The following is a 21,909-nucleotide window of genomic DNA, read 5'->3' as shown; positions in this document are numbered from 1 at the left end:
CGATGAGCGTGCACCGCCCGATGGGCATCGAGACCGAGTACGGCCTCCTCGAGCCCGGCAACCCGAGGGCCAACCCGGTCCTCCTGTCCAACCACGTCGTGGCGGCCTACGCCTCGCAGCCCGGCAGCGCCGGCCGCGGCGGGCACGTGACCTGGGACTACGCCGGTGAGGACCCGTTGGCCGACGCGCGCGGCTTCCGCATGGACCGCGCCGGTGCCGACGCCTCACAGCTGACCGACGCTCCCGGCGGTCCGCTCTCGCACGGAACCACCTACCTACGACGGCCCACGCCCGCGGAGGCCGCGCTGCCCACGGCGCACAACGCCGTCCTGACCAACGGCTCGCGTCTCTACGTCGACCATGCGCACCCCGAGTACTCCAGCCCCGAGGTGACGAACCCGCTCGACGCCGTCCGCTGGGACCGCGCCGGCGAGCTCATCATGCGGGCCGCCATGGACTCCCTGGCCGCGACGACGGCGCTGCCCGACGTCGTCGTCTACAAGAACAACGTCGACGGCAAGGGCGCGGCGTACGGCACCCACGAGAACTACCTGCTCGACCGGGCCGTGAGCTTCTCCGACGTCGTCCGGTACCTCACGCCGTTCTTCGTCACCCGGCCGATCTTCTGCGGCGCCGGCCGGGTCGGCATCGGACAGCGCAGCGAGACGCCTGGCTTCCAGATCTCCCAGCGGGCCGACTACGTCGAGAACGACGTCGGCCTCGAGACCACCTTCAACCGGCCCATCATCAACACGCGCGACGAGCCGCACAGCGACGCGGAGCGCCACCGGCGGCTGCACGTCATCGGCGGCGACGCGAACCTCTTCGACGTCTCCAGCTACCTCAAGGTCGGCACCACGTCCCTCGTGCTGTGGCTGCTCGAGCAGCACGCCGTCCCGCTCGAGCTCGACGCGCTGATGCTCGCCGACCCCGTGCCGGAGACCTGGGCGGTCAGCCACGACACCACCCTCACGCACCGGCTGGCCCTCGCCGACGGTCGCGAGCTGACGGCCCTGGAGATCCAGCGCGAGTACCTCGCCGTCGTCGCCGCGGCCGTCCGTCAGGCCGCGCCCGCCGCCGGCGTGGACACCGCCACGGCCGATGTGCTCGAGCGGTGGGGCGGCGTCCTCGACCGGCTCGCCACCGACCCGGCCGGTGCGGCCGCGGAGGTCGAGTGGGTCGCCAAGCAGCAGATCCTCGAGGGGATGCGGCGACGCGACGGCCTGCCGTGGGACCATCCACGTCTCCAGGCGCTCGACCTGCAGTGGTCGGACCTGCGGCCCGAGCGCTCCGTCGTCGGGCGGCTGGCCGCCGGCGGGCGGGTCGAGCGCCTCGTCACGGACGCCGACGTCGCCGCCGCCGAGCACGCGCCGCCGACGGACACCAGGGCCTGGTTCCGTGGTCAGGTCGTGGCGCGCTACCCGGGAGAGGTCGCCGCTGCCGGGTGGCAGTCCGTCGTGCTGGACGTGCCGGGCAACGACCACCTCGTCCGGATCCCCATGAAGGACCCGTTGCGGGGCAGCCGCGACCACGTCGGCGCGCTGCTGGAGAAGTCCGGCACGGCGCGGGAGCTGTTGGAGAACCTGCGGAAGCCCCCGGCGCCTTAGGATCGGACCAGAGGAAGGGAGCAAGTGATGGCAGAGCAGGAGCAGCGCCGGACCACCCGCAGGGATGACCCGGGCGACGACGCAGGTCCGGAGGCGGTGTCCACGGCCGCGCAGGTGCGTACGCAGGACGTCGACGACATCCTCGACGAGATCGACACCGTGCTGGAGTCCAACGCCGAGACCTTCGTCCAGGGTTTCGTCCAGAAGGGTGGGCAGTGAGGGGTCGGATCGGGTGAGGCGTCGAATCTTCGGCGTCGAGACCGAGTACGGCATCACCTGCGCGCCGCACCCCGGTGCGACCACCGGGGTCACGGCCGACGACGCCGCCCGCTACCTCTTCCGCAAGGTCGTCGCCTGGGGCCGCTCCTCCAACGTCTTCCTGCGCAACGGCGCACGCCTGTACCTCGACGTCGGTTCCCACCCCGAGTACGCCACGGCCGAGTGCGACGACGTCCACCAGCTGGTGGTCAACGACCGCGCCGGTGAACGGATCCTCGACGAGATGACCGAGGAGGCCAACGAGCTGCTCGCCGAGGAGGGAGTGCCCGGCACCATCCACCTGTTCAAGAACAACATCGACTCGGCCGGCAACTCCTTCGGCTGCCACGAGAACTACCTGCTGCGCCGCCGCCGGGACTTCCAGTCGGTGGGCGAGACACTCGTCTCCTTCTTCATCAGTCGGCAGATCCTGACCGGCGCCGGCCACATCCGGCCGCGGGCGGGCGGGGGAGCGTCGTACGCGTTCTCCCAGCGGGCCGACCAGATGTGGGACGCGATGAGCTCGGCGACCACGCGGTCCAGGCCGATCATCAACACGCGCGACGAGCCGCACGGCGACGCCGAGAAGTACCGCCGCATGCACGTCATCGTCGGGGACTCCTCGGTGGCCGAGACCACCACGATGCTCAAGGTCGGGATGACCGAGCTGCTCCTCGGGATGCTCGAGGACGGGGTGAAGATCCGGGACCTGGCCATGGCCGAGCCCATGCGTGCCATCCGGGAGACCTCCCGGGACATGACCGCCACCGGCCCGGTGGAGCTGGTCGACGGGCGACGGATGAGCGCCCTGGACATGCAGACCGAGTTCCTCGATCGCGTGAGCACCTGGCTCGACGACACCGGTCGGCGCGGCGAGCTCGGCGTTGTCCAGCGCCGTGTCCTCGACCTGTGGGAGCGGGGTCTGACGGCCCTGCGGGAACAGGACGCGACCGGCGTGGAGACCGAGCTGGACTGGGCGATCAAGGCCCGGCTGGTCGAGCGGTACCGTGCCAAGCACACGCTCGGTCTCGACGACCCGCGGGTGGCCCGCCTCGCGCTCGCCTACCACGACATCTCACCCGCACGCGGCCTGGCGTCCACGCTGGCCGCCCGTGGCCTCATGGCCCGCATCACCGACGACGACGAGATCACGACCGCCGTCACGGAGCCCCCGGCCACCACCCGGGCACGGCTGCGCGGCGACTTCGTCGCCGCCGCCCACGAGCGCCGGCGTGACATCACGGTCGACTGGGTGCACCTGAAGATCAACGACGCGTCCCAGAGCACCGTCGTGCTCAAGGATCCGTTCTCCCCGGTCGATGCCCGGGTCGACGACCTCCTCGCCACGCTGCGGGCCTGAGAGCCGCACCACAGGTGCAGGTCAGCACGCGCCGGGCGACGTAGGCTGCACGCCGTGAATCTCGTGAGCAGGACCGGACGCAAGGTGCGTGCCGCGGTGGCGGCACTCCTCGTGGTCGTCGTGCTCGTCGCCTGCACCGACGAAGCCGACCCTGAGGAGAAACACGAGGTCGAGGTCTCGGGCGACTTCGGCTCCGTGCCGGTCGTGACGTTCGAGCCACCACTGCCGCTGGCCGACGCGTCCGTCGAGACCCTCGTCGAGGGCGACGGTCGCAAGCTGGCCGCCGACGAGCCCGTGCTGCTCTCGCTCACCGCGTACGACGGCGACAGCGGCGAGCTGGTCGAGGACCGCGAGGTCGGTGTCGCGCGCACCTTCATGCTCACGCCGGAGGACGTCGGCGAGGACCTCTTCGACGTCCTGACCGGCTCCCGGGAGGGCAGCCGCCTGCTGCTCAGGCAGCCGGTGGACGAGGGCGGGGAGGAGCACATGCTCGTCCTCGTCGTCGACGTGCGGTACACCCAGGCCAGAGGCCAGGAGGTCGATCCGGCCAGCCTGCCCGACGGCTTGCCCACCGTGACCCTCGACGAGGACGGCGCGCCCTCGATCGAGGTGCCCGACAGCCCGCCGCCCGACGAGCTCGTCGTCGAGCCGTTGATCCGTGGCGGCGGCCCGCAGGTCCGGCCGGGCCAAGAGGTGATCCTGCAGTACACGGGCGTCGAGTGGCAGTCGGGGGAGATCTACGACTCCACGTGGGAAGGCGGCAAGGTTCCCCAGACCGTCCTGCTCGACGAGACCTTCAAGGGCCTGCGCGACGGGCTGGTCGACCAGACTGTGGGCTCCCAGGTGCTCCTCGTCATCCCGCCCGGTCTCGCGCACGGCACGGAGACGCTCGTCCTCGTCGTGGACATCCTCGCCACCTCGGGAGGCAGCTCGGACACCGTCGTGTCGCCCGAGACGGACACCCCGACGGCCGAGGAAAGCGACGAGGCGAGCGAGACCCCGACCGACTAGGTCCGGATGATCAGGTCGGCCGCGGCCCGCGCGTCACGGGCCGTCAGCAGGGCGCTCTCCTGCTCGGCCCAGACGTCCCACATCTGTGTCCACGATCCCTCGTCCCGTTCCATGGCGCGGCGCCGTCGCACGTCTGCCGGTGCGTCCAGCCAGACCAGCACGTCGACGAACGGTGCGCAGATCGCCGAGCCGGCGCCGCAGCCTTCGAGCACGAGCACGCGGGGGAGCGGTGCGCCCGGCGGCGGTACCTCGACGAGGCCGTCCACCTCTCCGGCGTGCCAGTCGTAGCGCCGCAACCGGCCGGTCAGGCCCCGGGAGAGCGGCTCCAGCAGACCGGCGGCGACGGCGCCGAGCCCGACGGCGAGCCCGTTCCAGCCGCGGTAGACGTCCTCCAGCGCGAACAGCACGACGCCGTCGTCCGCGAGACCGGTCTCGGTCCGCAGCGCGGTGACGAGCTCCGCGGCCAGATCCGTCTTTCCCGCCCCGGACCGTCCGTCGATCCCGACGACGACCGGGCCCGTGCCGGCGTGCCCGGCCAGGGCCGCCCGCACCAGCGGCAGCACGCGCGCGTGGCCGGGACCGGTCGCGGGAGTGGGCACGGGATGGACGGGCACCCCGGCACCGTAGCCGGGCGACTAGCCTCGTGGTGCGCCCGCGGGCGCGGACGAGACGAACAGGGCAGGAGCAGCATGAGCGTGGCGGTCAGGGTCATCCCGTGCCTCGACGTCGCCGACGGGCGCGTGGTCAAGGGCGTTAACTTCCAGGGCCTGCGTGACGCCGGCGACCCGGTCGAGCTGGCCCGTCGCTACGACGCCGACGGCGCCGACGAGATCACCTTCCTCGACGTGTCGGCCTCGGCGGAGGCCCGCGAGACCACGATGGCGGTGGTCTCCCGCACGGCGGAGGAAGTCTTCGTCCCCCTCACCGTCGGCGGTGGTGTGCGCTCGACGGCCGACGTCGACCGGCTCCTCAAGGCCGGCGCCGACAAGGTGGGCGTCAACACGGCCGCCATCGCCCGGCCCGAGCTGATCACCGAGATCGCGGAGCGGTTCGGCCGCCAGGTGCTTGTGCTGTCCGTGGACGCGCGCCGCGTCACGGTCGGCGACGAGCACGAGCGAGGAACGAGCGGAGAGCGAGGAGCTGACCACATCCATACAGGGTCGACCACCACGCCGTCGGGCTACGAGGTCACCACCCACGGCGGCCGGACGGGCACCGGCATCGACGCCGTCGAGTGGGCGGCCCGCGGTGCCGAGCTCGGCGCGGGGGAGATCCTGCTCAATTCCATGGACGCGGACGGCACGACCGGCGGGTTCGACCTCGCCATGCTCGACGACGTCCGCGCCCGGGTCGGCGTCCCCCTCATCGCGTCCGGCGGCGCCGGCGCGCCGGAGCACTTCACCCAGGCCGCCCGCCACGGCGCGGACGCGGTGCTGGCGGCCTCCGTGTTCCACTTCGCCACGCTGAGCATCGGTCAGGTCAAGGACCACATGCGCGGCGCCGGCGTCGAGGTGCGCTGACTGGACTACGGCTCGAGGTGGGCCAGGACGTCGGGGATCTCGCCGGTGTGCACCACCGTGAGCGTGCCGGTCGTCCGGGTCATCGCCACATAGAGCTGGCCCAGCCCTCGCGGCTCGGCGATGATCCCCGCCGGCTCGGCGACCACGACGGCGTCGAACTCCAGGCCCTTGGCCTCGGCCGGGCTCAGCACGACGACGTCCGCGAGCAGGTCCGTCCCGGTGGGCGCGTCCGCGACGGCGTCGCGGAGCACAGGCACGAGCGCGGCGGGAGCCACGACCGCCGTCGACCCGCCGGCGGGCCGGTCCCGGGCGACGGTCGCGGCGACGGCGCCGGCAAGGTCGTCCGGGGCCGCGGTCACGCGCCGGGGTGCCAACCCGGTGGACCGCACGGATGTCGGCACGCTCGCACCAGGGTCGAGCGCGGCCAGCACGGGCGTCGCGGCAGCCATGACCTCCTCCGGAGTCCGGTAGCCGACGGTGAGCTCCTGCTGGCGGATCCTGGCCGACGTGTGCGGTGCGAGCGCCAGCTCCCAGGACGTGGCCGCGCTCGGTCCGCTGCCCTGGTGGACGTCGCCGACCACGGTCATCGATCCGGCCGGGCAGCGCCGGAAGAGCGCGCGCCACGTCATCGCCGAGAGCTCCTGCGCCTCATCCACGACGACGTGGCCGTAGGTCCAGGTGCGGTCGGCGGCCGCCTTCTCCGCGAAGGACCGGTGGTCGCGAGCCGCGTGTCGGCCCGCCAGGTCCTCCTCGGTGAGCAACGCCGCGGGGTCGACGGCGTCTCCGTCGGCCTCCTCCGCGAGCAGGTCGTTCGAGCGGAGCACCTGCCGGGCGAACCGGGCGGCCTCGCGTCGGTGGGCCGCGCGCTGCTGGCGGGACTCCGTCTCGTCGACGCCGAGCAGCTCGGCCGCCTCGTCGAGCAGCGGCACGTCCGCCGCCGACCAGCCGGAGCCGGGTTCGCGATGCAGCAGGGCACGCTCGTCCCCGTCGAGGAGGCCGCGGCTCGCGGAGGCCAGGCGGTCCGGGTCGCCGAAGAGGTCCTCGAGGAGCTGCTGCGGGGTGAGCAGCGGCCAGATGTCCTCCAGCGCGGACGTGACGTACGGGTCGGCGAGCAGCTCCCGCTCCACGTGGGGCAGCTCGTGCACGCCGGTGACGCCGTCGACCTCGGTGCCGGCCACCTCGACGCGTGCCGGGATCTCGTCGGGGGAACGGGACAGGGATGTGTCGAACCGCGCCAGCTCGTTCTCGAAGCCTTCCTCGACGTCCTGGAGGAGCCGGTAGCCGGCACCGACGACCTCCATCGCCAGGGCGCGCAGCACCAGCTCACGGAACGTGCGCCGGGCGACGTTGTGCGTGCGGGCGGCGCGACTCGCCTCGTCGGCGGCCGCCCGGACGGTCTTCGCCGGCAGGCGATGGACCTCGCCGTCGAAGCGCACCTCGACGTCGACCGCCCGCTCGCGGTCACGAACGGCACGGACCAGGACCTCGGCCATGGCGGCCTCGCCCTTGAGGCGGACGACCTCCGCGGGTTCCGTGACCGTGGGCGTCACGCCCGGGAAGAGTCCGTCGGTCGTCGTGAGCACCACCTGGGTCTCGCCCAGCGAGGGCAGCACCTGCTCGATGTAGTCGAGGAACGTCGTGGACGGCCCGACGACGAGCACGCCCTGGCGGGCCACCTCCGGCCGGGCGTAGAGCAGGTAGGCGGCCCGGTGCAGGGCGACCGCGGTCTTCCCGGTCCCCGGCCCGCCCTGGACCACAAGCACGCCGGCCGAGGTCGCCCGCACCACGTCGTCCTGCTCGGCCTGCAGCGTGGTGACGATGTCCCGCATCCGGCCGGTGCGCCGTTCCGCGAGGGCGGCCATCAGGGCGCCCTCTCCCTGCAGCTCCGTGCCGGCGTCGAGCGTGGAGCCGTCCGCGCCGAAGGCGTCGAGGTCGAGCAGCTCGTCCTCCACGCCCGTGACGCGGCGGCGCTCGGTGCGCAGGTGGCGACGGCGCACGACACCGTGGTTGTTCGCCGGGGTGGCGACGTAGAACGCCCGGGCGCCCGGCGCGCGCCAGTCGAGCAGCAGCGGGGTGCGCTCGGGAGCCGGGGCGCGCAGGCCCGTGCGGCCGACGTAGCGCACGTGGCCGTCCTCGAGGTCCAGGCGGCCGAAGCACAGGCCCTGCTCGGCGCGGTCCAGGGCGGTGGCCCGCTCGGTGAGCCGGTCGACGCTGGCCTCGCGCTCGAGCAGGTCACGCTCGGACGATCCGCGTGCGAGCAGCGCCTGGTCGAGCGACTCCTGCACCTCGGTGCGCAGCTCGTCGACCCGGGCGTACAGCCGGTCCACGTAGTGCTGCTCGCGCTCGATCTCCTGGTCGGCCTGGGACGGCGACATCGCTCACCTTTCGTCGGGGCGAGAGTGCCCAACGCCGGGGACGAGGCCGTCTATTCCCTGGGCGCGCGCCGAGGATCTGTGGTGTCCTGTCGAGGCGGTCACGGACGTTGTTCCCCTGCTTCGAAAGGGAGATCGCGACATGGTGACGGCTGTCATGGTGAGGTCGGTCAGCCTTACTTTCCTTGTGCTGTGTGGTGTCAGCATGATCCTGGTCGCTGACAACACCACCTCTCGGGTGCTGGGGGTGGTACTGGCGATCGTTTCCTCGATAGGTGCTACGGCGTCATGGTGGGACTGGGCTCACCGCGAGAAGAAGGATCCATGAGGCACTCGTAGAATCGCGAGCCGCCGGCCATGGCCTCGCGTCGCTCGGGCGCTTGCCGCGACGCGTTCGGGGACGGCGGCCTCACCTCTCGACCAGGACGCGGACGTCCCACGCGCCGAGCTCCAGCGTCCCGTCCGCCTCGAGGGCGGAACCGCTCAGCGCGTCCGCGACCGGGACCGGGACCGTCCGCGTCACCGGGTCCCAGGACCAGTTGTGCACCACCCGCAGCCGACGTCCCCCGGCGGTCGTCGCCGAGGTCACGGTCACCGAATCGGACCCGAGCGCGCGCCACGGGTCGTCCCCGCCTGGTACCAGCCACTCCAGCAGGGCCCGGCCCAGGGCGGGGTCGGGAACGGTGCCCACCACGGTGATCCGGCCGTCCCCGGCGGGCATGGTGGTCACCGCCGGGAAGCGCCCGTGGTGCGGGTGGTCGTAGCGGGCGAGCACCTCGGCGCCGTCGGCCCGCAGCGCGTCGACCCACGCGGTGCCGTGACAGCCGTCGGGCAGGGCCGGCCCGCCGCCCTCGCCGCGTACGGGCAGCGGCCGGGCAAGGTTGCTGAACTCCTGGTAGCTGACGCCGGCGACATCGGCGAGCAGGGCCGGCTTGACCTCGAGCCGGGCTCTCGCCTCCTCGTCCGCGTACGCGGTGCGGGGGCCCAGCACGAGGTGCCCGCCGGCCTCGGCGTAGCGCCGCAGCCACGTGAGCAGCTCGTCGGAAGCCACGTACAGGGCCGGCACGAGCAGCACGGGCAGCTCGGTGGCGAGTTCCGCCGGGTCCCGCAGGTCGGCGGCCTCGTCCACGAGCTGGGTGTCGTGCAGGATCCGCACGCCCACGCCGGCGTCGAAGGAGCCCCGGTAGAAGGCCTCGACGACGTGCTGGTAGGAGTCCTTGTCCGGCCGGCCGGCGTCCGCGAGCGCGGGCTGGCCGGACAGGCCCCACATGGAGGCCTGCGACCAGATCAGCCCGACCGACGCGTCGGGGACCAGGCCCTCGAGGATGTCGCCCGCCTCGCGCAGCTCGGCCCCGAGGCCGGCGAGCTGCTCGTAGACGCGGCCCGGCCGCTGGTCGTGGGGGAGGACCCCGCCCCAGTACGTCTCGGTGCCGTAGTGCAGCGTGTGCCAGTGCCAGTACTCGATCATGCGGGCGCCGCGGGCGACCATGGCCCAGCCGACCTGGCGCCACTGGCCGTCGTAGGCGGGCAGGTTCGTCGAGGACCCGCCGATCGGCCCGGCGTTGGTCTCGGTGACCAAGAACGGCTCCTGTCGCGAGGAGTACATGCGGTCCGCCGACTGGAAGACGGTCCACGTCCCCTCGGTCATCCACCCCTGGTCGCCGCCGGGCTCGTCCGGCAGGACCAGGCCGTCCTGCATCACGTAGTACGGGTTGCCGGCGGTGACGTCGAGCGTCTCGGTGACCCGCCGGTCGTCCAGCGCCGGCCGGGTGTAGGACAGGCAGGTCGTCACGAACTTCTCGGTCCCGGCGATCTCGCGCACGATGCCGGCCTGCCAGGAGATGAACTCCGTCGTCAGCCGCGCCTGGAAGCTGCGCCAGGCCAGGTCGTACTGCGGCTGGGCGTTGTTGTCCGGCGTCCACAGGTCGGCCCACGTGGTCAGGCGATGCGACCAGTAGACGAGGCCCCACTCGCGGTTGAGCGTCTCCACGTCGCCGTACCGGCGGCGCAGATCGTCGACGAACGCCTGGAAGACGCCGTGGTTGTGGAAGAGCTGCAAACCGGGCTCGTTGTCGACCTGGAACCCGATGACCGCGGGGTGGTCATGGTACCGGCCGACGACGGCGCGGATGACCCGCTCGGCGTGGAAGCGGTACGCGGCGTGGGTGAAGTCCATCTCCTGCCGTGCGCCCCAGCCGATGCGCTGCCCGGTACGGCGCTCGGCGGCGATCTCGGGGTACTTGCGTGCCAGCCACGGCGGCACCGCGTAGGTCGGGGTGCCGAGGACGACGGCGATGCCGCGGGCGTGCGCCCCGTCCAGGACCGGGACGAGCCACTCGAGGTCGAAGACGCCGTCGTCGGGCTCCCAGGTGGACCAGGTGGACTCGCCGACCCGGATGACGGAGAAGCCGGCACGCTGCATGAGGTCGAGGTCCTCCCCCAGCCGGGGCGACGGCTGGTACTCGTGGTAGTAGGCCGCGCCGAAGAGGACCGGGCTGGGCAGTGGTGGCATCGCGGAGGACGTCCTTTCGGTTCGTGTGGTGCCGGAGGTCGGCAGGGTCCGGGGTTCGGAAGAGGTCACTGCTTGACGCCGCCCGTCGCCAGGCCCGACTGCCAGTACCGCTGCAGGAACAGGAAGGCCACCACCAGCGGGATGATCGAGACGAACGAGCCACTGATGACCATCGAGAACAGCGCCTGCGAGCCGGAGCCGGCCTGCGACGTCGCCTGCCACTGCGCCAGGCCGACGGTCAGGGGGTACCACTCCGGGCTGTTGAGCATGATCAGCGGCAGGAAGTAGTTGTTCCAGGTCTGCACCAGCGCGAACAGCAGCACGGTGACGAACCCCGGCGCCAGCAGACGCATCACGATGCTGAAGAAGATCCGGGCCTCGCTGGCACCGTCCACGCGGGCGGCCTCCAGCAGGCTGTCGGGCACGGCGCCGGCCGCGTAGACGCGCATGAGATATACGCCGAACGGGCTGACGAGCGAGGGTAGGATGACGCCCCACGGGGTGTCGGTGAGCCCTACCTCCGAGAAGAGCAGGTACGTGGGGATGGCGAGCGCCGTGAGCGGGATCATGATCGCGCCGAGCACCGCCCCGAACAGCACGGTGCTGCCACGGAAGCGGAGCTTGGCGAAGGCGTAACCGGCCGCCGTCGCCAGGGCCGCGGCACCGACGGCGGAGACCACTGCATAGAGGATCGTGTTGCGCACCCACAGCAGGTAGATGCCGTCCCGCGCCGTGAAGACGTCGCGGAGGTTCGCCAGCAGGTTCATGTCGGCGAACCACAGCCCGAAGGAGGAGAACAGGTCGGCGTTGGACTTCGTGGACGCGACGAGCAGCCACCACAGCGGCAGCAGGAAGTAGGCCACCGCGGCGAGCGCCGCGATCGTGAGGACCCAGCTCGGCGAGCCGTGCGGGCCGCGTCGCCTGCGGCGGCGCGGGGCGGGCGTGCCGGCGACGGTCCGGGGGACTCTGCGGTCCCCGGCGGCGACGGTGGTCATTCGGCACGCTCCTTCCGCAGCACGCCCAGCTGGACCACGTAGGAGACGGCCATGATCACGATCCCGAGGAGGAACGCGATGGCCGCCGCGTAGTTCACCTCCTGGGCCACGAACGCGACGTTGTACGCGTAGAAGTTCGGGGTGTAGCCGTTGCCGATGACGTTCGGCGCGATGGTCTCCAGGATGCTCGGCTCGTTGAACAGCTGGAACGTGCCGATGATCGAGAAGATGACCGTCAGCAGCAGCGCGGGACGGATCGCGGGGATCTTGATCGACCAGGCCACCCGGATCTCGCCGGCACCGTCGATCCGGGCCGCCTCGTAGAGCTCGGTCGGGATCGACCGGAGCGCGGCGTACAGGATGATCATGTTGTAGCCGACAAAGCTCCAGGTGACGATGTTCATGATCGAGTAGAGCATCGAGCCGCCGTCGAGGAACGTCGGCGCCTCGAGGCCCACCGCCCGGAAGAACTGGGCGAACGGGCCGAAGTCCTGGCCGTAGAGGTACCCCCACATCAGCGCGGCGATGACGCCCGGGACGGCGTAGGGGATGAAGATCCCGAGACGGATGACGCGCTGCAGGTGGAGGCGACCGCTGTCCAGCAGCAGGGCGAAAAGCAGGGACAGTCCGAGCATGATCGGCACCTGGATCAGGAAGAACTGCGCCATGCGCAGCACGCCCGAGACGAACGTGCTGTCGCCGAGCGCGCGGACGTAGTTCTCGAACCCGACGAAGCTGGTGCCCCCGATGAGCTGCTCGCGGAAGAACGAGAGATAGCCCGAGTACGCGAGCGGGATCACGAGCATGGCGACGAACACGACCATGAACGGGAGCACGAACAGGTAGCCCGCGCGGGCCTCGCGGCGGCGCAGCCCGGTGGTGTGCTCCGTCGCCTTTCCCGGGCGGCGGGCTGGTGCAGCGGTGGTCGACATGGTCACTCCACCGTGAAGCCCTGGTTCTCGGCGTAGGCCTCGAGCTCCTGCTCCCAGGCGCGCAGGCCGGCCACCATGTCGCCGCGGTTCGCGATGGTGTCGCCGAGGGTCTCGTTGTAGGACGAGTAGGCGTACTCCATGAACGGCAGCCAGCCGAAGTCCGTCGGGACCGTCGTCGAGATCTCGGCGAAGAGCTCGTTGACCTTCTGGCCGCCGTAGAACTCGGACTCGTGCCCGAGGAACTCGGGGTCCTCGAGGATCTTGTTGGACGGCGGGAAGAGGAACTGCTCGGTGGCGAGGCGCATCGCCGGCGCCTTCTCGACGTTGATCCACCGCGCGAGCTCCGCCGCCGCGATCGGGTTCTGGGAGCTGGCCATGACGGCGTCGGTGGACCCGCCCCAGTTGCCCGAGACGTGCTCGCCCGCCTCCCACTGCGGCAGCTCGGTGGCGCGCCACAACCCGGAGGTGCTCCCCGCGGTGCCCTGGAGGAAGACCGGCCCCCAGGCCGCCGTCTGCCAGCTGGCGTACTTGCCGGACGCGATCGCCTGGTACCACTGGTCGTTGAAGTCGGGGTCGACGGCGACCAGGTCGTTCTGGACCAGGTCCTGCCAGTACTCGACCACCTGGATCGCCTCGGGGGAGTCGAGCTCGATCCGCACCGTCTCCTCGCCGTCGTACCCGAACGGGCGGGCGCCGGCCTGCCACAGGAAGCCCATCATCTGGCCGGCCTGGTTCGGGGGCAGGTTGGTGATGAAGCTGTCCGGCGTCGCCTCCCGGTAGGTCCGTGCGGCGTCGGCGAACTCGGCCCACGTCTCGGGCGCCTCGATGCCGGCCTCCTCGAAGAGGTCCGTCCGGTAGAGGTTGCCCATGGGGCCGGTGTCCTGGGGGACGCCGTAGACGGCCTCGCCGGCGGTGATCTGCGACCACACCCAGTCGGGGTACATGCTGCTCATGTCGTCCGGAAGGTAGGGCGCGAGATCCAGCAGGTGCTCGCCGAGCCGGAACGAGGAGATGTGCTGGTACTCCATCTGCGCGACGTCCGGGGCGCCCTCGCCGGCCTCCAGCGCAGTGCGCAGCTGCTGGTAGTGATCCGCTCCCTGGCCGACGTTGACCACCTCGACGTCGATCTCCGGGTACTCCTCCATGAACATGTCGACCTCGTTCTGGATGTCCGGCACCCAGGTCCAGAAGGTCAGGTCCGTCGGGGTGCTCATGGCCTCGTCGAACTGCTCCTGGGAGATCTCCTCGGTCTGCGGCTCGCCGCCGCCGCCTCCGCCGTCGTCGCCGCTGCACGCGGTGAGCGCCAGGGCGCCGGCCGCCATCACGGCCGTCACCGCGGCCGAGCGCTGCCTCGTCCGTCCGTGCTGCCTGATCCGTCTGGTACGCATGTCACTACCTACTTCCTTGTGGGTGAGCGGGTGCTTGTTCACTCTTGGTCGGCCATCGTCATCGGTGCCTGAGTCCGGATTCCGCCGGGCGGTCCGCTGCTCGCCCGGATCTTGAGCTCGACCGGAACGAAGGTCAGGTCGGGCACGGCGGGCCTGCCGTCGGCCCGCAGCATGCTGAGGAGCTCCCCGACGGCGCGCCGGGTCGCAGCCTCGAAGTCCTGCCGCACGGTGCTGAGTGGGATCAGCAGGTGCTCGGCCTCGGGAACGTCGTCGAACCCGACGATCGACACGTCGTCCGGGATGCGGCGGCCGGCGTCGAAGAACGCCCGCATCAGCCCCATCGCGGTGTGGTCGTTGGCGGCGAAGACCGCGGTGACCTCCGGTCGCGCGGCGAGCTCGCGACCGATGGCGTAGCCGGTCCCGGCGCTCCAGTCGCCCTCGACGGGTTCCGGGACCGGGATGCCGGCGGACTCGAGAGCCTCCCGCCAGCCGGTCATGCGTTCCTGGGTGGGGTGCCAGGAGAACGGGCCGGCGACGTGCCACACCGTCTCGTGGCCGAGCCGGAGGAGGTGCTCTGTCGCGTCACGCGACCCGGTCCGCTGGTCCGAGAGCACGGCGGGCAGGCCCATCTCGTCCGGGAACCGGTCCAGGGACACGGCGGGGATGCCCTGCAGGAGCTCGTCGGCGGCCACGGGCGCCACGTGCACCGGTGCCGCGATGACGATGCCGTCGACACCGTGGTCCACGAGCTCGCCCACCGCGCGGACCAGCTCCTCCGTGGTCGTCTCACCGAGCGAGGAGACGACGACGGAGTAGCCCGCCTGCCAGGCCGCCCGCTCGACGCCGAACATCTGCGAGGCGGGTCCGTAGAGGGCGCTGCCGAGCGCCACGACGCCGATCACGTGGCTGGACCGCGCGGCGAGGGTGCGCGCCGCGGAGTTGGGCCGGTAGCCCAGCGCCCGGATGGCGGCCCGCACGCGGTTACGCACGGCCGGCCGGACGTTCGGTTCCTCGTTGATGACGCGCGAGACCGTCTTGAGGGACACCCCGGCACGGCGGGCGACGTCGAGCATCACCGGACGTGCCGGTCGCTGCTGTGCCTCCGGTCGCACGATCCCGTCCCCGCCTCCTGATTGACAGCGCTGTCAATCGAGAGTGAACGGCACACGACCGAGACTGTCAAGGGATTGCTAGCTCCGTGCCGCGAACTCCTCGACCGTCTCCGGCCGGCCGAGCAGCTCCACGTCGGCGGCATCCTCGCGACCCAGGGCGTGCAGCAGCAGCTCGACGGGGTCGCCGGAGAGGACCACGGCATCCGGCCGCCGGCGAACGACCCGTCGCGGGCCGCCGGGCACCACGTGCACCACGCCGACGGGGCTGCGCCGGTAGGCCATCCGGCCCAGCGCTGCGAGGCGGTCCCACAGGGCGCGGACCATGTCGGTGGGCAGCACCCGTGGCTCCGCCGGCTCCGCACCGCCGCGGCGCACGTCCTCGTGGTGGACCACGTACTCGACGAGGTTGACGGAGTCGCCGCCCCAGCGGACCGGCGACCAGCGGGGCGGCCCGCCGGCGAACCGGTCGACCAGTCGGGCGAAGCCGGGCGCCTCCGGTCCGGCGATCAGCCGGGACAGCTGTGGCTCGTGCCCGGGCGGCGCCGTGGCGTCGCGGGCGGCCAGGTCCGGCCGGTGCTCCCGCAGCACCAGGTGCGCGGTGAGCCGGTGCACGGACCAGCCCTCGCACAGGGTCGGCGCCTCGGGATCGGCCGCCCGCAGCGTCTCGACGAGCGCCTCGCGCTCCAGCTCCGTCCAACTCATGCCTTCTCCTCCCGGCCGGTCCTCGTCAGTGAGCCGACCTCACGACGTACATGACAAGATTCTCCGGTGTCGACGATGTCTTCTCTAGCCCCCGAGATCGCACAGCAGCTCAAGCGCGACGAGCACGGCCTCGTCTGCGCCGTCGTCCAGCAGCACGACAGCGGCGAGGTGCTCATGGTCGGCTGGATGGACGACGAGGCCCTCCACCGCACCCTCACCACCGGTCGCGCCACCTACTGGTCGCGCTCACGCGGGGAGTACTGGCGCAAGGGTGACACCTCCGGGCACACCCAGCACGTGAAGTCCGTCGCGCTCGACTGCGACGGCGACGTGGTGCTGGTCCGCGTCGACCAGGTCGGCGCCGCCTGTCACACCGGCACCCGGACCTGCTTCGAGGCCGGCGGCGACCTGGGGGCCGTCGTCGGGGACGCGGGGCAAAGGCCGTGACCCTCACCGGTGACGCGCGCGCAGACGCCCCGACCGCCGTCCCCGAGCTGAGCTGGGGCCAGACCTGGCCGACGCTCGGGGAGTTCCGCAGCATGGCCGTCGACCGGCGCGTCGTCCCCGTGGTCCGCCGCCTCCTGGCCGACGACGTCACGCCCGTGGGCCTGTACCGCCAGCTCGCGGGCGGGCGGCCCGGCACCTTCATCCTGGAGTCGGCCGAGCACGACGGCGCCTGGTCCCGCTGGTCCTTCGTCGGCGTCGACTCCCGGGCCACGCTCACCTCGCGCGACGGCCGGGCCCGGTGGAGCGGGGACGTGCCCGTCGGCATCCCCGCCGAGGGGCCGGTCCTCGAGGTGATCGCCGCGGCCCTCGAGGCGCTGCGGACCCCCGCCCTCCCGGGTCTGCCGCCGCTGACCGGCGGACTGGTCGGCGCGCTCGGCTGGGACGTGCTGCGCCAGTGGGAGCCCAACCTGCGGGCGCTCGCGCCCGTCGAGCACGACACCCCCGAGGTGGCGCTGTGCCTCGCCACCGACATGGTCGCCGTCGACCACCACGACGGCTCGGTGTGGCTCATCGCGAACGCCGTCAACGCGGACGACACCGACGAACGCGTCGATGCCGCGTACGCCGACGCCGTTGCCCGGCTCGATGCCATGGCCGCGGCCCTCGCCCGGCCGACGACGAGTGCCGCCGCGGTGCACGTGCCCACCGACGAGCCGCAGCTGCGCTTCCGCACGCCGCGGGAGGACTTCGAGAGCGCGGTGCTGGCCGCCAAGCAGGCCATCCGTGACGGTGAGGTCTTCCAGGTGGTGCTGTCCCAGCGCCTCGACATCGACTGCCCGGCGGACCCGCTGGACGTCTACCGCGTGCTGCGCACCATCAACCCGAGCCCGTACATGTACTACCTCCGGCTCGACAGCGGCGTGGTCGGCGAGACAGGCGACGGGGACGAGACGGGGGGGCCGAGCGGCGACTTCGCCGTCGTCGGCTCGAGCCCCGAGACGCTCGTGCACGTCCAGGACGGCGACGTCACCACGTTCCCGATCGCGGGCTCACGGCCGCGCGGCGCCACGCCCGCGGCCGACAAGGAGCTCGCCGAGGAGCTGCTCGGCGACCCCAAGGAGCTCTCCGAGCACATCATGCTCGTCGACCTCGCCCGCAACGACCTCGCGAAGGTGTGCCGCCCGGAGACGGTCGAGGTGGTCGACCTCATGGAGATCAAGCGGTTCAGCCACATCATGCACATCTCCTCCACGGTGGTCGGGCAGCAACGGCCGGGCTCGACGGCCCTGGACTGCCTCACGGCGACCTTCCCGGCCGGGACGCTCTCCGGCGCGCCCAAGCCCCGTGCGATCGAGCTCATCGACACCCTCGAGCCCGCTCGTCGCGGGATCTACGGCGGCGTGGTGGGTTACCTCGACCTGGCCGGCAACGCCGATCTCGCCATCGCGATCCGCACCGCGGTCATCGCCGACGGGCACGCCACCGTGCAGGCCGGCGGCGGCATCGTGGCCGACTCCGACCCCGCCGCCGAGTACCAGGAGAGCCGGAACAAGGCTGCCGCCGCCGTCCGCGCCATCCAGGTCGCCGCGGGCCTGCGGGGCGTCGCGTCGCCGTGACGCGGCCGGCCGACCGGGTGCGCCGGTCACGGGTCGTCCTCGCGGCACTGGCCCTGGGCGCGCTGCTGCTGGCGGCCGGGTCGGCCACCTGGGCGAGCGGGCAGGTCCTGACCGTGCTGGGCGAGCAGGACGTCGCGGTCTCCGGGACGACGGCGGCGCCCGGTCTCGTGGCCGCGGCGCTCGTCGTGGCGGCGGCAGCCCTCGCCGTGGCCATCGGGCGTCGGGTCGGCGCCGCGCTCGGCGGACTCGCCATGGTGGGGGCGGCATCGGTCGTCGTCGCCGTCGTCACCGGTTTCCTCTCCGACCCCGCGGCACCCCTGCGGGCGAGCGCCGCGGAGGTCAGCGGCGTGCCCCGGCTGGCCGGCACGGTGACCGTCGGCGTGTGGCCCTACGTCACGCTGGCGCTCGCCGTCCTCGCGGCCGCCGCCGGGGTGCTGGCGGTCGTCGCCGGACGCACGTGGGGGGGCGCCGGACGCCGGTTCGAGCGGCCGGCTGCCGGCGTGGGGAGCGCCGGCGCTCGCAGCGCCGTCGGGCGGGCGGGCGACGCGCGCACCCGCGCCATGGACGACTGGGACGCGCTCGGCCGTGGCGAGGACCCGACCCAGGACGCCGAAGGGCGCGGAGAACGTCCGCCGACGTGAACGAGACGGCCACGGCTCCGCGTTAGTCTGGGAGCACCGGAACGATCCAGGAGAGCAACCCCATGGCCCAGATCCCACAGCCGCAGACGTACACGCTGCCCCCGGCGGCGCCGAACCACAACCACGGCCGCACCAAGGCGGCGTGGGTGCTGGCCATCGGCGCCAGCATCGGCGTGCTGGTCGTCGGCCTCGGCCTGATCTTCTCCAGCATGCCCGTGACCGTGGCCGGGGTCGTCGTGACCGTCGTCGCGCTGGTCGTCAGCGCCGTCATGCGGGGCATGGGCCTCGGGCAGCCGGACTCGCGCGAGGACGGGGAGCCGAGGGACTGGTACGGCAGCTGAGCGCCAGCACCCGGACGCGCACGAGAAGCCCCCTGATGCGGCCTACGATGGAGGCCCGAACGGCCCGAACGGAAAGGAAGTGCGCGCCGTGACCGTGCTCGAAGACATCGTCGCGGGGGTCCGCGAGGATCTCGTCGAGCGGCAGGAGCGCCGTCCGCTCGAGGTCCTCAAGGAGGAAGCCTCTCGCCGGCCCAGCGCGCGCGACGGCGTCGCGGCCCTGCGCGGGGGCAGCGGCGCCGTGACGATCATCGCCGAGGTCAAGCGCTCGAGCCCGTCCAAGGGTGCGCTCGCCACCATCGCCGACCCGGCCGGGCTGGCCACCGAGTACGAGGCGGGCGGCGCCGCCGTCGTCTCCGTCCTCACCGAGCGCCGCCGCTTCGGCGGTTCGCTGGAGGACCTCGGGGCCGTACGGGCGTCCGTCGACATCCCGGTGCTGCGGAAGGACTTCGTGGTGACCCCCTACCAGGTGTGGGAGGCCCGGGCGCACGGCGCCGACATGGTGCTCCTCATCGTCGCCGCCCTCGAGCAGCAAGTCCTCACCAGCCTGGTCGAGCGGGTCCACTCCCTCGGGATGACCGCCCTCGTCGAGGCGCACGACCGTGAGGAGGCCCGGCGCGCGCTCGACGCCGGCGCCCGGGTCGTGGGCATCAACGCCCGGAACCTGCACACCCTCGAGGTGGACCGGTCCGTGTTCCGCGACGTCGCCGAGGTCGTCCCCGACGAGGTGGTCCGGGTCGCCGAGTCCGGTGTCCGCGGCCCGCACGACGTGCTCGACTATGCCCGCGCGGGCGCCCACACGGTGCTCGTCGGCGAGGCGCTGGTCACCGGCGGCGCCCCCCGCTCCGCCGTCGCCGACATGGTGGCTGCCGGCTCTCACCCCTCCCTGCGGACGGTGGGGAGATGACCGGCGAGGACCCGCGCATCACGACCACCGGTCGCCTGGCTGAAGCCTCCGGGCCCTATTTCGGCGAGTTCGGCGGCCGGTTCGTCGCCGAGGCGCTCGTCGCCGCCCTGGACGACCTCAGCGACGCGTGGGACAAGCTCAAGGTCGACCCCGAGTACCTCGCCGAGATGGACCACCTCAACCGGACCTACACGGGCCGGCCGAGCATCGTCACCGAGGTGCCGCGGTTCGCCGAGCACGCGGGCGGGGCCCGCATCATCCTCAAGCGCGAGGACCTCAACCACACCGGCTCGCACAAGATCAACAACGTGCTCGGCCAGGCCCTGCTCACCCGCAAGGTCGGCAAGAGGCGCGTCATCGCCGAGACCGGCGCCGGCCAGCACGGCGTCGCCACCGCCACCGCCGCCGCGCTCCTGGGGCTCGAGTGCACCGTCTACATGGGCGAGGAGGACGTACGCCGCCAGGCCCTCAACGTCGCCCGGATGCGGCTGCTCGGCACCGAGGTGGTGCCCGTCTCGACCGGCTCGAGGACCCTCAAGGACGCCATCAACGAGGCGTTCCGCGACTGGGTGACCAACGTCGAGACCACCAACTACATCTTCGGCACCGCCGCCGGGCCGCACCCGTTCCCCGCGATGGTGCGCGACCTGCAGAAGGTCATCGGCGAGGAGTCCCGCCAGCAGGTCCTGGACCTCACGGGCGCGCTGCCCGACGTGGTCTGCGCGTGCGTGGGCGGCGGGTCCAACGCCATCGGCATCTTCAACGCCTTCCTCGACGACGAGTCCGTCCGCCTGGTCGGCCTCGAGGCGGCCGGCGACGGCGTCGAGACCGGCCGGCACGCCTCCTCCATCACCGGCGGCGACCCCGGCGTGCTGCACGGCGCGCGCACCTTCGTGCTGCAGGACGAGGACGGTCAGACCAAGGAGTCGCACTCGATCTCCGCGGGGCTGGACTACCCGGGCGTCGGCCCCGAGCACTCGTGGCTCTCGGTCATCGAGCGGGCGGAGTACCAGCCCGTCACGGACGCGGAGGCCATGGACGCCTTCCAGCTGCTCTGCCGCACGGAGGGCATCATCCCGGCCATCGAGAGCGCGCACGCCCTCGCCGGCGCCATGCGCATCGGCAACGAGGCGGTCGCGGCCGGGCGCCGCGCGCCGACGATCCTGGTCAACCTCTCCGGCCGCGGTGACAAGGACGTGGAGACGGCCGCCAGCTGGTTCGAGCTGCTCGACGCCGACCAGCACGACGGCGGTGTCCCGGAGGCCGCCGAACCGGAGCAGGACGCCAAGACCGGGGCCGTGGACGAGGCCCCGTACCGAGCGACGGGGAGCGTCGAGACATGAGCGACACCGTCACGGCCCGGCCCGCCGCCGCGACGTCACGCACCGCCGCGGCGCTGGACGCCGCCAAGGAACGTGGCGGCGCCGGCCTCGTCGGCTACCTGCCCGTCGGGTACCCGGACGTCGACACCTCCGTCCGCGCCGCACGCACCCTCGTCTCGGCCGGCGCCGAGGTCATCGAGCTCGGGCTGCCGTACTCCGACCCCGGCATGGACGGCGTCGTCATCCAGCGTGCCGCCCAAGCTGCCCTCGAGCGCGGCGTGCGGACGGCGGACGTGCTCCGCGCCGTCGAGCAGGTGGCCGAGACGGGCGCCGCCGTGCTGGTGATGACCTACTGGAACCCCGTGCACCGCTACGGCGTCGACCGCTTCGCGCGGGACCTCGCGGCCGCCGGCGGAGCCGGCCTCATCACGCCGGACCTCATCCCCGACGAGGCAGGGGAGTGGCTCGCCGCATCCGACGCCCACCGGCTCGACCGGGTCTTCCTCGTCGCCCCGAGCTCCACGAACGAGCGGCTGTCCATGACCGCCGAGGCGTGCCGCGGGTTCGTCTACGCCGCCTCCACCATGGGCGTGACCGGTGCGCGGGCCAGCGTCGACACCGCCGCGCGCACGCTTGTCGCCCGTGCCCGCCGGGCCGGTGCGGAGCGCGTCTGCGTCGGGCTCGGTGTCTCCACCGGGGAGCAGGCCGCGGAGATCGCCGAGTACGCCGACGGCGTCATCGTCGGGTCGGCCTTCGTGCGCACGCTCCTGGAGCGGGAGGACGACGCCGAGGCCGGCCTGCGAGATCTGGCGGTCCTCGCCGAAGAGCTGGCGACCGGCGCGCACGGCGGGACGAAGTAGGGTCGTCGG

General features: G+C 72.5%; 20 protein-coding genes. 12 read left to right on the top strand and 8 right to left on the bottom strand.

The features are described 5' to 3' along the window. The first annotated feature begins 2 nt into the window (after positions 1 to 2). From dop to ABD907_RS08365, 4 genes are read left to right on the top strand one after another with little or no spacing between them, the layout of a single operon-like run. Positions 3 to 1,607: a depupylase/deamidase Dop gene (dop, locus tag ABD907_RS08380; protein ID WP_345215792.1), complete on the top strand. Its 1,605-nt coding sequence runs from the start codon at positions 3 to 5 to the stop codon at positions 1,605 to 1,607. A gap of 27 nt (positions 1,608 to 1,634) precedes the next feature. After that, positions 1,635 to 1,826: a ubiquitin-like protein Pup gene (locus ABD907_RS08375; protein WP_345215791.1), complete on the top strand. Its 192-nt coding sequence runs from the start codon at positions 1,635 to 1,637 to the stop codon at positions 1,824 to 1,826. 13 nt (positions 1,827 to 1,839) lie between these two features. Next, complete coding sequence (gene pafA, locus ABD907_RS08370; protein ID WP_345215790.1) at positions 1,840 to 3,225, top strand: Pup--protein ligase; 1,386 nt, start codon at positions 1,840 to 1,842, stop codon at positions 3,223 to 3,225. Between the two features lie 54 nt (positions 3,226 to 3,279). Then, positions 3,280 to 4,236 (top strand): FKBP-type peptidyl-prolyl cis-trans isomerase, encoded by a 957-nt coding sequence (locus tag ABD907_RS08365; RefSeq protein WP_345215789.1) that lies wholly within the window; start codon positions 3,280 to 3,282, stop codon positions 4,234 to 4,236. On the opposite strand, the gene ABD907_RS08360 is transcribed toward ABD907_RS08365, so the two are convergent. Beyond that, entirely contained in the window at positions 4,233 to 4,850 is a 618-nt protein-coding gene (locus ABD907_RS08360; RefSeq protein ID WP_345215788.1) for a uridine kinase family protein, read from the bottom strand. The two genes, ABD907_RS08365 and ABD907_RS08360, sit on opposite strands and share 4 nt — an antisense overlap. A 75-nt stretch (positions 4,851 to 4,925) precedes the next feature. Between ABD907_RS08360 and hisF the strand changes: the two genes are divergently transcribed. Beyond that, a complete protein-coding gene (gene hisF, locus ABD907_RS08355) occupies positions 4,926 to 5,756 on the top strand; it encodes an imidazole glycerol phosphate synthase subunit HisF (protein WP_345215787.1) in 831 nt (276 codons plus the stop codon). A 5-nt stretch (positions 5,757 to 5,761) separates the two neighbouring features. On the opposite strand, the gene ABD907_RS08350 is transcribed toward hisF, so the two are convergent. The 7 genes from ABD907_RS08350 to ABD907_RS08320 all read right to left on the bottom strand — a co-directional run bounded on the left by ABD907_RS08350 (position 5,762) and on the right by ABD907_RS08320 (position 15,769). After that, a complete protein-coding gene (locus ABD907_RS08350) occupies positions 5,762 to 8,131 on the bottom strand; it encodes a HelD family protein (RefSeq protein ID WP_345215786.1) in 2,370 nt (789 codons plus the stop codon). Between the two features lie 406 nt (positions 8,132 to 8,537). Beyond that, the gene (locus tag ABD907_RS08345) at positions 8,538 to 10,640 is read right to left on the bottom strand and encodes a beta-galactosidase (RefSeq protein ID WP_345215785.1); all 2,103 of its coding nucleotides are present in this window, start codon (positions 10,638 to 10,640) and stop codon (positions 8,538 to 8,540) included. 65 nt (positions 10,641 to 10,705) lie between these two features. Then, positions 10,706 to 11,635: a carbohydrate ABC transporter permease gene (locus ABD907_RS08340; protein ID WP_345215784.1), complete on the bottom strand. Its 930-nt coding sequence runs from the start codon at positions 11,633 to 11,635 to the stop codon at positions 10,706 to 10,708. Further along, positions 11,632 to 12,567 (bottom strand): carbohydrate ABC transporter permease, encoded by a 936-nt coding sequence (locus ABD907_RS08335; RefSeq protein WP_345215783.1) that lies wholly within the window; start codon positions 12,565 to 12,567, stop codon positions 11,632 to 11,634. The genes ABD907_RS08340 and ABD907_RS08335 overlap by 4 nt, the downstream gene beginning before the upstream one ends. A gap of 2 nt (positions 12,568 to 12,569) precedes the next feature. Further along, positions 12,570 to 13,955, bottom strand: coding sequence for an ABC transporter substrate-binding protein (locus ABD907_RS08330; protein WP_345215782.1), 1,386 nt, complete (start codon positions 13,953 to 13,955; stop codon positions 12,570 to 12,572). 38 nt (positions 13,956 to 13,993) lie between these two features. Further along, the gene (locus tag ABD907_RS08325) at positions 13,994 to 15,067 is read right to left on the bottom strand and encodes a LacI family DNA-binding transcriptional regulator (RefSeq protein ID WP_345215781.1); all 1,074 of its coding nucleotides are present in this window, start codon (positions 15,065 to 15,067) and stop codon (positions 13,994 to 13,996) included. Positions 15,068 to 15,145: 78 nt separating this feature from the next. Continuing rightward, a complete protein-coding gene (locus ABD907_RS08320) occupies positions 15,146 to 15,769 on the bottom strand; it encodes a TIGR03085 family metal-binding protein (RefSeq protein ID WP_345215780.1) in 624 nt (207 codons plus the stop codon). Between the two features lie 75 nt (positions 15,770 to 15,844). On the opposite strand from ABD907_RS08320, the gene hisI reads away from it, so the two are divergent. From hisI to trpA, 7 genes are all read left to right on the top strand, one after another. Beyond that, the gene (gene hisI, locus ABD907_RS08315) at positions 15,845 to 16,216 is read left to right on the top strand and encodes a phosphoribosyl-AMP cyclohydrolase (RefSeq protein ID WP_345215779.1); all 372 of its coding nucleotides are present in this window, start codon (positions 15,845 to 15,847) and stop codon (positions 16,214 to 16,216) included. Next, positions 16,213 to 17,832: an anthranilate synthase component I gene (locus tag ABD907_RS08310; protein ID WP_345215778.1), complete on the top strand. Its 1,620-nt coding sequence runs from the start codon at positions 16,213 to 16,215 to the stop codon at positions 17,830 to 17,832. The genes hisI and ABD907_RS08310 overlap by 4 nt, the downstream gene beginning before the upstream one ends. Then, positions 17,829 to 18,473 carry a Trp biosynthesis-associated membrane protein gene (locus tag ABD907_RS08305; RefSeq protein ID WP_345215777.1) on the top strand — a complete coding sequence of 215 codons (645 nt, stop codon included), beginning with the start codon at positions 17,829 to 17,831 and terminating at the stop codon, positions 18,471 to 18,473. The genes ABD907_RS08310 and ABD907_RS08305 overlap by 4 nt, the downstream gene beginning before the upstream one ends. A gap of 62 nt (positions 18,474 to 18,535) precedes the next feature. Continuing rightward, on the top strand, positions 18,536 to 18,814 hold the full coding sequence (locus ABD907_RS08300; RefSeq protein ID WP_345215776.1) for an HGxxPAAW family protein: 279 nt from the start codon (positions 18,536 to 18,538) through the stop codon (positions 18,812 to 18,814). Between the two features lie 88 nt (positions 18,815 to 18,902). After that, complete coding sequence (gene trpC, locus ABD907_RS08295; protein ID WP_345215775.1) at positions 18,903 to 19,718, top strand: indole-3-glycerol phosphate synthase TrpC; 816 nt, start codon at positions 18,903 to 18,905, stop codon at positions 19,716 to 19,718. After that, on the top strand, positions 19,715 to 21,061 hold the full coding sequence (gene trpB / locus ABD907_RS08290; protein ID WP_345215774.1) for a tryptophan synthase subunit beta: 1,347 nt from the start codon (positions 19,715 to 19,717) through the stop codon (positions 21,059 to 21,061). The genes trpC and trpB overlap by 4 nt, the downstream gene beginning before the upstream one ends. Further along, positions 21,058 to 21,900, top strand: coding sequence for a tryptophan synthase subunit alpha (gene trpA / locus ABD907_RS08285; RefSeq protein ID WP_345215773.1), 843 nt, complete (start codon positions 21,058 to 21,060; stop codon positions 21,898 to 21,900). The genes trpB and trpA overlap by 4 nt, the downstream gene beginning before the upstream one ends. Positions 21,901 to 21,909: the final 9 nt, after the last annotated feature.

The organism is Georgenia halophila, assembly GCF_039541595.1.
Note: the sequence above shows the minus strand (reverse complement) of the source record. Positions and strands in the feature narration are given on the sequence as shown.

Coding starts and splice junctions, on each gene's coding strand:
- dop (WP_345215792.1), top strand. CDS start 3: ATGAGCGTGCACCGCCCGATGGGCATCGAGACCGAGTACGGCCTCCTC.
- ABD907_RS08375 (WP_345215791.1), top strand. CDS start 1,635: ATGGCAGAGCAGGAGCAGCGCCGGACCACCCGCAGGGATGACCCGGGC.
- hisF (WP_345215787.1), top strand. CDS start 4,926: ATGAGCGTGGCGGTCAGGGTCATCCCGTGCCTCGACGTCGCCGACGGG.
- ABD907_RS08350 (WP_345215786.1), bottom strand. CDS start 8,131: ATGTCGCCGTCCCAGGCCGACCAGGAGATCGAGCGCGAGCAGCACTAC.
- ABD907_RS08345 (WP_345215785.1), bottom strand. CDS start 10,640: ATGCCACCACTGCCCAGCCCGGTCCTCTTCGGCGCGGCCTACTACCAC.
- ABD907_RS08340 (WP_345215784.1), bottom strand. CDS start 11,635: ATGACCACCGTCGCCGCCGGGGACCGCAGAGTCCCCCGGACCGTCGCC.
- ABD907_RS08335 (WP_345215783.1), bottom strand. CDS start 12,567: ATGTCGACCACCGCTGCACCAGCCCGCCGCCCGGGAAAGGCGACGGAG.
- ABD907_RS08330 (WP_345215782.1), bottom strand. CDS start 13,955: ATGCGTACCAGACGGATCAGGCAGCACGGACGGACGAGGCAGCGCTCG.
- ABD907_RS08320 (WP_345215780.1), bottom strand. CDS start 15,769: ATGAGTTGGACGGAGCTGGAGCGCGAGGCGCTCGTCGAGACGCTGCGG.
- hisI (WP_345215779.1), top strand. CDS start 15,845: ATGTCTTCTCTAGCCCCCGAGATCGCACAGCAGCTCAAGCGCGACGAG.
- ABD907_RS08300 (WP_345215776.1), top strand. CDS start 18,536: ATGGCCCAGATCCCACAGCCGCAGACGTACACGCTGCCCCCGGCGGCG.
- trpB (WP_345215774.1), top strand. CDS start 19,715: ATGACCGGCGAGGACCCGCGCATCACGACCACCGGTCGCCTGGCTGAA.
- trpA (WP_345215773.1), top strand. CDS start 21,058: ATGAGCGACACCGTCACGGCCCGGCCCGCCGCCGCGACGTCACGCACC.